Origin of the sequence: Coraliomargarita sinensis (assembly GCF_003185655.1) — a bacterium.
Classification (GTDB): Bacteria; Verrucomicrobiota; Verrucomicrobiia; order Opitutales; family Coraliomargaritaceae; genus Coraliomargarita_B; species Coraliomargarita_B sinensis.
Genome location: NZ_QHJQ01000003.1, coordinates 455,532 through 465,457 on the forward strand (window position 1 = coordinate 455,532; position 9,926 = coordinate 465,457).

The window sequence follows — 9,926 nt, forward strand, 5'->3', positions numbered from 1 at the left end:
AAAATCAAACAAAACATGAGCAGTTATAATCAATGCACCTTCGTCGGCAACCTGACGGCCGACCCTGAACTCCGTAAAATCGGCGATAAAGCGACTCCCGTCCTCGATGGATCGCTGGCCGTGAACCGAGTCTATAAAGACAAGGAAGGCCGAAAGGTCGAAGACGTCGACTTCATCCCGTTTACCTCTTTCGGCAAAGCAGCCGAAATCCTCGCGAAGTACCTTCGGAAAGGAGATTCGGTCCTACTGTCCGGCGAAATGCGACAGGACAAATGGGAAGATAAAGAGAGCGGCCAAAAGCGCAGCCAGCTCAAACTTCGCGTCGAGAACTTTACGCTACTGAACAACAAGCGCGATTAATTCAACCGCCCTCCCGCCATGCCTCGAAAACGACTCTTTGACCTACTCGGTGAAATCCCGGTCGATCCGCGCACGCTTGAAAAAGCCGTCCGCGAATCCGGAATCCGCATAACCCGCGTGGGCCGGAGTGGTCCACTGGTCAGCCAAGAAGACTTTGAGCGCATCCAGCGGGAGGGCATCCCCTACTACAAAGACAAAATAACGACAGAAGGCATCCGATGAATGAAGCAGATAAACAATCTCCCGAAAATCCCGCGCCGGAGCCGGAGCCAAAAGGACCGGCTATGGACCAACCTCCTGCCCAAAACTCACAAAATGACTTGGCGCAGGCTAAACAGCCGCAAATGCAGCCTGATGGGGATGCCGGGAGCGGTGACCGATCCCTCGAACTGGTGAGACCCGAAAGCTTAGTCGATGGCGAATTGCCGGAACCCTCCGAGCACGTTGTTCGCGATCATGTCCCGCAACACCGGGAAGCGCAGCCGCAACGCGAAAGCGAAACACCCCGCGCCGGGAATGAAACCGGACAAAATGTCCGCCTACCGGAAGGCCTCGAAAAGACCGAGCGCGGCATCCGTGACCAATCGGGCCGATACTTCGATCCAGAGAAGCATCAACATAGCAACGGCCTCCCGAGAGCATCCGATAAAGGCTATCTTCGACCTTGGGGCCGGATACATAAAAAAGCGGGACTGCATCTGAAAGCGGAAGGTTTCGGAAGTTACGAAGACGAAGCCCCGGAACGCGAAGAAAGTTTCTTCAATAAGGCGAAAAGCCTCTTATTCGGAGACTCGAAACCCAAACCGGAACCAGAACCCGCGAAAGAGCCCGAAACCCGCGAACCCGCACCGGAAGCGGAACCGCAAAGCCAACAGTTCTCTAATGGCGGTCTGATCGGACTTCCGCAACCCTCGCAAAGTTCGCAAAGCGGAAGCCATAAAGCGGAAGCCGAAGCCGCTGCCGCGCAACTCGTCGCGATGGAAGAAATGATTGCCGTAATGGTATTCTCCGAGGAGTGGAAATTTCTCGATGAAGAGCGCCGGGGCCTGGTCATGGCCTGGAGCCGAGCCTTCGAAGAAAAGGGCATCGTCGAAACGCCCTGGTGGATGGAGCTCGGGGCCGCCCACGCCGTAATCTTCGCAAGCCGAGCCGATAAGCCAAAGACCCGCGAAAAGCTCGGGAAGCTAAAAGCCAAGGTGATAAAGAAGGTGATCGACTTCCGAACCGCGAAAGCACCCGCGCAAGTCGACCAACGAAAGGAGGCGCAATAATGCCGACACTCAAACACGCCGGAATCTTCGGACAATCGCTCTCCGGGAAGTCAGTGCTAGGTCAGGCCAGAGCCCGAGCCTTCAAATCGAAGGGGGTGCCGGTCCTCGTCTGCGACGAATTCAAAGACCCGGCCTGGCATGCCGACATCTTCACCGACAACATCGAGGAGCTTGTGCAAATCGCAAAGCGCTCGAAAAGTTGCGCGATCTTTATCGACGAAGCGGGACAGAACATCGGCCTGCATCCATCGAAGAAAATTGAATGGCTGACGACCGGAGCGCGCCACTGGGGCCATATCACGCACTTAATGGGGCAACGTGGCGTAATGGTGAACCGGACCATGAGGGACCAACTCTCGGAACTGTTCCTTTTCAACGTGAATCCCGACGACGCCAAAGACTGGGCACTGATCTTTAACGATAAGGAACTGCTGAAGGCCTCCGATCTGCCGCCTCATCTATTCTACCACAAACGCAGGCATGAACCGGCCAGGCTTAGGAAGTTGGAGATATGAGAACTGAAATCACAATAACAAAGGGCCTCACATACGAAGCGGCGACTTGCCGTCTTTCTTTTTCAAGCGGAGAAGTTGAAAAAGAAGGCCGTGTCGTAGCGAACTCGACGCCAACCGAAATCGAAGGCCGAGGAAAGACCGAAGAAGAAGCGAAAGAAAACCTTCTCGAAATGCTTAATGTTTGGGCGATGAGAATCGAAGAAATGGAAGCAACTCTTTAAATTCTTTTAGCGAACAGCCCTGTTCGCGCATCCGAAGAATGAGGATTGTGCGCAACGGGAGGTTCGCTTCCATTCATTTGATATAGTGATGAACACAATCTACGGAGATTACGAATGGCATGAGCCCAAGAACACGCTCAACCGGAAAAAGCACGGAATTGATTTTCGGGAGGCTGTCAGCGTCTTTGACGATGAGCGGGTCATGTTCTTTCACGACGAGAAGCATTCGACTACGGAAGACAGGTTTTATGCGGTAGGCAGGATGGCAAACGGGGAGATTATCACAGTTCGCTTTACAATGCGGGAAAGAGTCCGTATTTTCGGAGCAAATAAGGTGAGGAAACACAGGAAGTATTATGAAGGCGAAACGGCATACTAAAATCCGTCGAGACAAGGACGGCTACGAATACGGCGGGCCAGACCTGAACAAAATGCGTCGAGTTGACGGGAAAGAGCGCGAAGAGCTTTTGAAAAAGATTCGAAAAGGTCCGGTTAAACGCTTCATTGATAAAGTGTTCGCATAGATCGAGCACAGACATTCACAGAAGCCCCCGAGCCATGACGGCCGGGGGCTTTTTAGTGCCCGTTTTTGTATTTGAACCGCAAATACCGCAAATCCTGCAAATACAGCAAAACTGTTTCGGATCGGTTCCGAATCGTGGATAAGGGGGCTTTCAATGAACGCCGAAACCGCAGCTAAAGTTTTCATCGTCGGGGGCACTGTCGCCGTCGCCGCTTGGTATCTACGCGGCAAGCTCGGCGTTGACCTTTAATTCACACACATCCACACCGCTATGAAAATCACAAAAGCTAAAGTCGCCACCGTATCCGTTGGCATCCTCCTGGGCTACATGCTCAATCGCCGCCTCGATCAAGTTCCCGTCGTTAAGGAACTGCCGAAGCTCTAAGCCTCGGAAAACCTCAACCCAAGGAACCCACTCGATATGAGACGTGTTAATTACATCAACGGCATCAGCGGCGTAGCTGCTGGAGGCGTCGCCTCGCTACGCATGCCACTCAACCGCCGTTACCACGGCCTGAAACTATTTGCATCCGTCACGGAGACCGTCGCTGGAAACGCCACGCCCTCCACCGATCCCGCCGACGTGATCGATTATGTGAAGCTCATCGTGAACGGCGTCGTCATTCGTGACCTCACGCCCGCCGAATTCGTGAAGCTCGCACAAGCCAATTTCGGCGGCGTCGCTGTCACCGACCACATCCCCATCTTCTTTTCCGATCCTACCCGTGCAACGGTCATCGGCGAAGAGGCCACCGCTTGGGACATGTTCGGTCAAAACAGCTTCGTCATCGAGATTAAGCTCAAGAGCGGAACCACGAACCCGCAAGTCACCACACAGGCCACGTTCGACTTCTCCCGCAACCTCGCGAACGGTAAACCATTCCTGAATATTGTGAAGCAGCACTCGCTGACTTACAACGCCCCACAAGGCGAGTTCGACATCGTCAACTTGCCGGTCGAGTTGCCGATCCAGCGCTTGCACATCACCCCGAGCACCGGGACCGTGAGCGACTGTGAAGTTTCCGCCGATGGCGAAACCGTCTTCGAAGCCAGCAAGGCCGAGAACGACGCGCTCCACGCCGACTACGGCATCGACAGCCCCTTCGGCTTCTCGGTGATCTTCGACTACGAGCAACAATTCACCAGCCCGCTCAAGGTGCAGCGTGAAATGAACCTCAAACCGAAGTTCTCAGCTGCCAACAACGCGAGCATCGTCCTGGAGCGCATCGCCCGGGGTTACGCTTAAAAATTGTTTGTTTAGGTTGTTTTGAGCCCGCCTCACCGCTCCAGGGGGGCGGGCTTTTTTCTAACCGGCAAACTTAACCAGCCTTCAAAAAATGGATTTAACAAGCTACACTTATCCCGGCCTCGATCTCTCACAACCGACCGGCAAGCCTCAAAACGAGTCCGGGGGATTCCTCGGAGACGACGGCTTTTTATCAAAGGCCGGTGAAACCGCGCTAGATATCGTCGGCCTCTACGGTCAATACGACTTGGAGAAACGAAAGATCGAGACAGCCGGATCGAATAAGAATCCGGAAATCGCAGCCAGCCAGGCCCGCGCCGGTGTCGTCCCTCAGTTCATCGTCGATAACCGTGTCCCGCTCTACATCGTCGGAGGTATTGCCGCAGTCGGAGTGATCGCCGCTATAACCATTACCGCAAGCCGGAGGAAATAAGCCGTGTTTCCTTTTTCCAGCGCAGCATCCGGTCTCGGTTTTGGAGGCGGTCCCGCCGTTGCCAGTTCGGGCGGTCCGTTCGCAGTTGGCGATACAAATTTCGGAGGCGTGGACAGGGGAACCCTTGATCAAAAAACCGCGCTCATAATCAGCGCCGGGATCATCACCGCCGTTGTCATCTACGGCATCACAAAACGATAAAATGGGATTATTTGGAGGCAGTTCAGATTCGGAAACGAATCAAACCAATACGCAGAAAGACAACTCTGCATTGCTGGAAGGGTCCGGCCTCAACGTCACGGACGGAGCTTCGGGAGCCCGGGGCGAGGCGATATCTATTCTTGGTAATAAGAACCGCACTTCAATGCTTCGCCAGGAAGGTTTCAATTTCGGGGGTGCGCGTAAGACCTTAATCGAACCCGGCACGGCTTTAATGATGGTCGGCGGGGTAGTCCTCTCAGTTTACCTCTATTCGAAAAAATGACATGCCGAGACTTAGCGCCACAGAAGCTAGAAGCCTTGGACCTTCCTATTACGAAGTCCCAGGGAGCTACCAAGTCGACCGACGCGGTCGGGGGACTCGGAGATATGAAAAACTACCGAAGCAAAAAAATAAAATGAGCGGTCCTAGCACAGTAACAAAAGACAATTCCGCAGTCGTTGAAGATACTGGAATCAATGCTAGCGACAGCTCGACCGCTCTTCGGGATGAAGCTTTGCTAGCCGGTGGTAACGCCGCTCAGAATAATCTCTTTGGTGTTGGTGGAGACTTTGAGGCAGGGAACGAAAATACCTTCAACATCGAAAGCGCCGACGCTGAAAACGCCCGTCAAGTTGCCGAAGGTGCTTTTGCCCTGGGAGAAGATGCTTTTGATCTTGGCCGCGCTACGGTTCAAGACGCGCTCGATGCAAATCGTTTCGTTTCCGAAGGCGCCTTCGATCTGGCAGACGAGGCAAACTATCGATCCGTTGAAGCAGTGCGGGATACTGCTGAACGCTCAATAAATTTAGCCGAAAGGCTCAACTTGGACAGCTTGAATGCAAATGCCGAAGTCACCGAAGGCGCATTCAACTTTGCCGATGAAGTGAACTATCGTGCTCTTTCTGAAATTGGAGAGACCAACGATACTTTAGCCGGGACGCTCAACGATGCATTCGACTTCGCTCGCACATCTCAAGATGCAGCAAATCAAGCCTCGCAGAATGCAAACACCGTGCTCGCGAATAAGAGCCAGGATGCACCAAGCGCCATTTCCGAAAAGCAGCAAAAAAATGTTTTGATCGGCCTCGGAATCATCGCCGGAGCAATCGTCTTTTCACGTCTTAAAAGTGCCTAACTATGCAAGAGCTTAAAAATTCACGGACCGCCATCGAGCGCGTTCTCGAAATTCCAGCCAAGAACGAGAGCGTTCCAGGTACGCAACAACTCGACGTTGAGGCGACCGCCTTTTACCTGATCGACTGCACTGGCGAAGTCGAAATCCGGACCGACGAAAACAGCTTTAAAACCTACCGCAAATCCACCGGCGAAGAATTCCCCCAAGAACAAACTTTCCAACGCCTGGAGTTTCGCAACCAAGGCAGCTCCCCTGTCTCCGTCCGCGTCTGGGCCGGTTGGGGTAGATACATCGACCGTCGCTTCGAAATGGTCGAAGCGGTTACCAAGGCTCGCGGCTTTTCTGAATGGCCCGGGGGCGCGCAGGAAGTCCCGGCCAATAGCTCTATCGACCTCCCCGCACAGCTCGGAGGCGGCGTTATTTCCCGCAAGTCGGTCCTCATTACAAATCTTGATCCAAACGAAAAGCTACGCCTAGAAGATGCCGACAATAACACCTTCCTGACGATCTTCCCGAATACCTCTGTCACGCTCCCCATTTCGGATACCTTCTCGATCCATAACGACACCGGAGAAGCTGTTTCCGTGAACATCGGAGAAATCGTTTATGTAGAAGGCAACTTAATCACAACCGCTTCTTAAATGTGTTCGAAGTTGGCAACATACAATCAAAGCCAGTCCCTAACCTTTACCTGGTTACCGCTCCACCGCTTCGGACTTACAACAACCCCGCGATACTGGGGTCGAGTTTGTCCGGCGCTGCTTATGAGCAGATTACGGTCAACGGACAGGCACCAGACCTGGAAGCTGCAACAATGGATTCGGGCCTTTCTCAAGCTTCCTACGTTTCAACGATTCTTGAAGGTGCCGGGAATGATGAACTCGCTCAACTTTCCTCTGCTCTCTTTGGGGCAAATTATAATCAAACTGTTATCACGGGTGACGAACCGGATCCGGAAGCCGCAGCACTTGAAAGCAGGCTTACTTTCGCAGAATACACGCAAGTTATTTTCAACTCAACCGCTGCTCCACTTGAACCGGCCAGCATGGACTCTGGCTTAATTGAATCGAATTATGTTACTCCATAGCACTGCAAAAGTTATTTTTGAAACTGAAATCCTGGACGCAAATACCGGGATTACGGTAAAGCGAAACGTACCAAAACCAAACCTCTTGCTTGATTCCGGACTAGACGGGATAGCGGAGCGTAGTTGGTGGACTAGTTTCTCAAATTGCGTCCTAGGCACTGGCACGACACCTACGAAGAGAGACTCTGGATCTGTAACCGTCAGTATTTCTTCAGAAACGGCTACAGCCTCCGCCAATTTCTTTGAAGCTGGAGATGTTGGACGATTACTGAAACTCGACTCAGGTCAGGAGGTTTATATTACAGCATACACTTCGGAAACAGTTGTTTCGGTGGCCGGTGCAACTGACGACACCGCAAGTGAATTTACTGTTTGGTACGTAAACGAGAGTGGGCACCAGAATGAAGTCAACAGGACTTCAACTCTCAGTACCGACACCGGCGACAATGCGAGCACTTGGGACGGGACAACCATTGAACACAAGCGAACCTTTATTTTTGGCGTAGAAGGCAGCGCCAGAACATACCGCGAAATTGGCTGGAGTCACACCGGTGCAGCGGGTAATAATTTACTAGGTCGTGCACTTATTCCAGGCGGCGGGGATTCTATTTCCGCAGGGCAACAATACAAAGTCACAGTAAGACTACAAGTGACGCTCTCCCCGGTCTCACAAACTGCAGTTGCAAGCGTTGGCTCGGGCGGTTGGGACACAGCAGGAACAACTATTCTTTGCGGACTCAACGGAGCTTTTCGAGGTTTCTCATCAGGCGGGATCTTTGCAGTCGGCGATGGGTCAGAAATCTTTGAGCCGCACCAAGTAAAATCGATTTATCTCAGTACCTCTGACGATGCGTTGCCTTCCGCTCCGTCGGAAAACCAAATTACAATTTCCGGTTCACCGTTCGGTATGACTCCGGACACTTATGTCGCAGGTTCACGCGAAAAAATCTATAGAATCACACTTGCGACGACTCAGGCAAACAACACCTGGAAAGAGGTAGGGATTGGGCAAGGCAACCCGCTCAAGAGACGTTGGGCTTTACGGTTCGACACGCCTCAAACCAAAGACTCCGACCACACACTAGAACTTGTATTCCGCCAAACTTGGGGCCGATCACTAATTAACTAATTCAGCTATGGGTTATACCGCCAAACAGAAATCTTACATCGCCGAATTTGAGGCAAACTGGAAAGGCCACTTCGGCCCGTCCTCAAGTTGGGATTTATACAAAAAAGAGGCCTACAACAATGCCTTGGCCAAATACATCTCGGCCAACCCGCAAATTTTCTCGCCCGAGCAAATTGACGTGGCCCGCGAAGTCGAAGCGACACCATTTCGCGATCTCGAAACTTTCAAACTAGGCGATGCCGTCAGCGTCTTCTTTTCCGAAGCAGGCAACCAGGCCGAGCGCATCAATCCCTTTTCCGGGATAAACCGCACCGCGCTCTGGATCGTCGCAGGCCTCGCCATCGTCACCGTTTCCGCCGTCGTGGCCTACAAGGCTACGCCAAAAGTTCCCGTCAAAAAATAACACCATGAAACCAGCAACCCGCATCCGATTCACCCGCAACGAAGCAAAGCCCGTGACCGACGCATCCGGCACCGAGTTCGATCCGGCCTGCCACGTCGCGCCCGACGACTTTACCAACGCCGGTCTATTTCGTCTTAAGCCTGGAAAACGTCGCAGCTGATCTATGCCCAACAATGACGCTATTCGCATCACCTTCGGAACCATCGGCACCGCCTCCAGCTTTGTCCTGGCTAATGCCGAAACCGCTGCCGCCATCTTCGCCGGTGTAGCAACGGGCATTTATATGCTCACCTCGACCTGGATCAAAATCCGAAAACCCAAAAAATAAAACCGTAATGAAAAAAGTCATCCTCTTACCACTGTTAGCCGCCTTCGTTTGCTTCTCGGGCTGTTCCAATCTACAAACTGCAGTCGAAACACCAGACGCGAAAGTAACGCTTAGCGAATCACACGTTGCCACGCCTACCGGCTTGAAACGTCAAAACGAGATGGAGCCCGGCACGTACGCCCAAAATCAAGTGATCGAGGCTGGAACTTATCTCCGATCCGAGCTTGAAGAATTCGCACCCGGCCCGCTCCCTGAGTCGGTCGCAATTCAACCAGGGCAAAGCCCTTCCATGCTTGAACAAATCTTGAGCGCGGCCGGTGGACTCGCGTCGACCGTCCCCGGTGGGCAGCCGTTTGGGGTGGCCCTGCTAGGTCTGGCCGGAATAGGGAAAATCTGGCGGGATAGGCGAAAGATCAAGGATCTCGACCGGGGAGCGAAAACCCTTAGCGCGTCCGTGGATTCGATTAAAGACGTGTTCGCATCCCTTCCCGATAGAGAACTTGGCCGGAAGCTCGAAAGTGAGTTAGACAAGCATATTTCGCAAAACGCGGGCCGTTTGAAAGCTGGCCGCGATCTGATCGACGCCATCCTTTCCGAAATGGCAACTCCCACGAAACAAAGGATCGATTAATGCCAGCGAAAAAGAAGACAGCTCGCCGTCGACCAGCGAAGAAAAAAGGCAAATCCCGTTGCGCGGTTGCACTCGGCCGAAAAGGCGGTATCGCTAGTGCTAGGAAACGCAAAGAAGCCCGTCGCGGAAAACGCAAAAAAAACAAAAAGCGGGCGAAAAGCGGTCTCCAAAAGCTATTCGACCTTTAATCATTAGGGCTGTCGGTCCCTTTGTAATCATCAGGTCGTCGGTTCGATCCCGACAGGTGGCTCCATTTTAGGGTCTACACCAAAGTTTGGGGACCGGAGCATTTCCTTTCTATTTTCGTGGTTCATCTTTAACCGCACTGGGCGATGACTCTGAGTCGGTAGTTATCAAAGTTTTTGAAGCCGTATGCGCGTCTTTGTATAAGTTTCATTTTTCTGTGGAAGCCTTCGGTGACGGCGTTGTTTTTGGAGAATCG

The 9,926-nt window shown here is 52.7% G+C and carries 18 protein-coding genes; 17 read left to right on the forward strand and 1 reads right to left on the reverse strand.

Going from position 1 to position 9,926, the window contains the following annotated elements; genetic code table 11:
* The first annotated feature begins 15 nt into the window (after positions 1-15).
* The 17 genes from DDZ13_RS06545 (at position 16) to DDZ13_RS06620 (ending at position 9,484) form a co-directional block, all read left to right on the forward strand.
* On the forward strand, positions 16-360 hold the full coding sequence (locus DDZ13_RS06545) for a single-stranded DNA-binding protein (RefSeq protein ID WP_146209278.1): 345 nt from the start codon (positions 16-18) through the stop codon (positions 358-360).
* A gap of 18 nt (positions 361-378) precedes the next feature.
* Entirely contained in the window at positions 379-582 is a 204-nt protein-coding gene (locus tag DDZ13_RS06550) for a hypothetical protein (protein ID WP_110130625.1), read from the forward strand.
* The gene (locus DDZ13_RS06555; protein WP_110130626.1) at positions 579-1,631 is read left to right on the forward strand and encodes a hypothetical protein; all 1,053 of its coding nucleotides are present in this window, start codon (positions 579-581) and stop codon (positions 1,629-1,631) included. The genes DDZ13_RS06550 and DDZ13_RS06555 overlap by 4 nt, the downstream gene beginning before the upstream one ends.
* On the forward strand, positions 1,631-2,146 hold the full coding sequence (locus tag DDZ13_RS06560) for a hypothetical protein (protein WP_110130627.1): 516 nt from the start codon (positions 1,631-1,633) through the stop codon (positions 2,144-2,146). The genes DDZ13_RS06555 and DDZ13_RS06560 overlap by 1 nt, the downstream gene beginning before the upstream one ends.
* Complete coding sequence (locus DDZ13_RS06565; RefSeq protein WP_110130628.1) at positions 2,143-2,367, forward strand: hypothetical protein; 225 nt, start codon at positions 2,143-2,145, stop codon at positions 2,365-2,367. Before DDZ13_RS06560 ends, DDZ13_RS06565 begins: the two co-directional genes overlap by 4 nt.
* A gap of 88 nt (positions 2,368-2,455) precedes the next feature.
* Positions 2,456-2,746, forward strand: coding sequence for a BrnT family toxin (locus tag DDZ13_RS06570; RefSeq protein WP_199221068.1), 291 nt, complete (start codon positions 2,456-2,458; stop codon positions 2,744-2,746).
* A gap of 565 nt (positions 2,747-3,311) precedes the next feature.
* The gene (locus DDZ13_RS06575) at positions 3,312-4,136 is read left to right on the forward strand and encodes a major capsid protein P2 (RefSeq protein ID WP_110130629.1); all 825 of its coding nucleotides are present in this window, start codon (positions 3,312-3,314) and stop codon (positions 4,134-4,136) included.
* Positions 4,137-4,227: 91 nt separating this feature from the next.
* Positions 4,228-4,569, forward strand: coding sequence for a hypothetical protein (locus DDZ13_RS06580; RefSeq protein ID WP_110130630.1), 342 nt, complete (start codon positions 4,228-4,230; stop codon positions 4,567-4,569).
* A 202-nt stretch (positions 4,570-4,771) separates the two neighbouring features.
* Entirely contained in the window at positions 4,772-5,053 is a 282-nt protein-coding gene (locus DDZ13_RS06590) for a hypothetical protein (RefSeq protein ID WP_110130632.1), read from the forward strand.
* A 133-nt stretch (positions 5,054-5,186) separates the two neighbouring features.
* Complete coding sequence (locus DDZ13_RS06595) at positions 5,187-5,906, forward strand: hypothetical protein (RefSeq protein ID WP_110130633.1); 720 nt, start codon at positions 5,187-5,189, stop codon at positions 5,904-5,906.
* Between the two features lie 2 nt (positions 5,907-5,908).
* Positions 5,909-6,547: a hypothetical protein gene (locus DDZ13_RS06600; RefSeq protein ID WP_110130634.1), complete on the forward strand. Its 639-nt coding sequence runs from the start codon at positions 5,909-5,911 to the stop codon at positions 6,545-6,547.
* 107 nt (positions 6,548-6,654) lie between these two features.
* Entirely contained in the window at positions 6,655-6,993 is a 339-nt protein-coding gene (locus DDZ13_RS06605) for a hypothetical protein (protein ID WP_110130635.1), read from the forward strand.
* Positions 6,980-8,122: a hypothetical protein gene (locus DDZ13_RS06610; RefSeq protein WP_110130636.1), complete on the forward strand. Its 1,143-nt coding sequence runs from the start codon at positions 6,980-6,982 to the stop codon at positions 8,120-8,122. Before DDZ13_RS06605 ends, DDZ13_RS06610 begins: the two co-directional genes overlap by 14 nt.
* A gap of 7 nt (positions 8,123-8,129) precedes the next feature.
* Complete coding sequence (locus DDZ13_RS06615; protein ID WP_110130637.1) at positions 8,130-8,525, forward strand: hypothetical protein; 396 nt, start codon at positions 8,130-8,132, stop codon at positions 8,523-8,525.
* 4 nt (positions 8,526-8,529) lie between these two features.
* Positions 8,530-8,685, forward strand: coding sequence for a hypothetical protein (locus DDZ13_RS15475; RefSeq protein WP_158279823.1), 156 nt, complete (start codon positions 8,530-8,532; stop codon positions 8,683-8,685).
* A gap of 3 nt (positions 8,686-8,688) precedes the next feature.
* Positions 8,689-8,853 (forward strand): hypothetical protein, encoded by a 165-nt coding sequence (locus DDZ13_RS15480; protein ID WP_158279824.1) that lies wholly within the window; start codon positions 8,689-8,691, stop codon positions 8,851-8,853.
* A 7-nt stretch (positions 8,854-8,860) separates the two neighbouring features.
* Positions 8,861-9,484, forward strand: a complete 624-nt coding sequence (locus DDZ13_RS06620; RefSeq protein ID WP_110130638.1) for a hypothetical protein — start codon at positions 8,861-8,863, stop codon at positions 9,482-9,484.
* 316 nt (positions 9,485-9,800) lie between these two features.
* On the opposite strand, the gene DDZ13_RS06625 is transcribed toward DDZ13_RS06620, so the two are convergent.
* The coding region (locus DDZ13_RS06625) for a transposase (protein ID WP_146209236.1) at positions 9,801-9,926 on the reverse strand (126 nt) is incomplete at its 5' end.

Bases quoted from the DNA above. Each gene is read 5' to 3' on its own strand.
- DDZ13_RS06545 (WP_146209278.1), top strand. From the start codon at position 16: ATGAGCAGTTATAATCAATGCACCTTCGTCGGCAACCTGACGGCCGAC.
- DDZ13_RS06550 (WP_110130625.1), top strand. From the start codon at position 379: ATGCCTCGAAAACGACTCTTTGACCTACTCGGTGAAATCCCGGTCGAT.
- DDZ13_RS06555 (WP_110130626.1), top strand. From the start codon at position 579: ATGAATGAAGCAGATAAACAATCTCCCGAAAATCCCGCGCCGGAGCCG.
- DDZ13_RS06560 (WP_110130627.1), top strand. From the start codon at position 1,631: ATGCCGACACTCAAACACGCCGGAATCTTCGGACAATCGCTCTCCGGG.
- DDZ13_RS06565 (WP_110130628.1), top strand. From the start codon at position 2,143: ATGAGAACTGAAATCACAATAACAAAGGGCCTCACATACGAAGCGGCG.
- DDZ13_RS06570 (WP_199221068.1), top strand. From the start codon at position 2,456: ATGAACACAATCTACGGAGATTACGAATGGCATGAGCCCAAGAACACG.
- DDZ13_RS06575 (WP_110130629.1), top strand. From the start codon at position 3,312: ATGAGACGTGTTAATTACATCAACGGCATCAGCGGCGTAGCTGCTGGA.
- DDZ13_RS06580 (WP_110130630.1), top strand. From the start codon at position 4,228: ATGGATTTAACAAGCTACACTTATCCCGGCCTCGATCTCTCACAACCG.
- DDZ13_RS06590 (WP_110130632.1), top strand. From the start codon at position 4,772: ATGGGATTATTTGGAGGCAGTTCAGATTCGGAAACGAATCAAACCAAT.
- DDZ13_RS06595 (WP_110130633.1), top strand. From the start codon at position 5,187: ATGAGCGGTCCTAGCACAGTAACAAAAGACAATTCCGCAGTCGTTGAA.
- DDZ13_RS06600 (WP_110130634.1), top strand. From the start codon at position 5,909: ATGCAAGAGCTTAAAAATTCACGGACCGCCATCGAGCGCGTTCTCGAA.
- DDZ13_RS06610 (WP_110130636.1), top strand. From the start codon at position 6,980: ATGTTACTCCATAGCACTGCAAAAGTTATTTTTGAAACTGAAATCCTG.
- DDZ13_RS06615 (WP_110130637.1), top strand. From the start codon at position 8,130: ATGGGTTATACCGCCAAACAGAAATCTTACATCGCCGAATTTGAGGCA.
- DDZ13_RS15475 (WP_158279823.1), top strand. From the start codon at position 8,530: ATGAAACCAGCAACCCGCATCCGATTCACCCGCAACGAAGCAAAGCCC.
- DDZ13_RS15480 (WP_158279824.1), top strand. From the start codon at position 8,689: ATGCCCAACAATGACGCTATTCGCATCACCTTCGGAACCATCGGCACC.
- DDZ13_RS06620 (WP_110130638.1), top strand. From the start codon at position 8,861: ATGAAAAAAGTCATCCTCTTACCACTGTTAGCCGCCTTCGTTTGCTTC.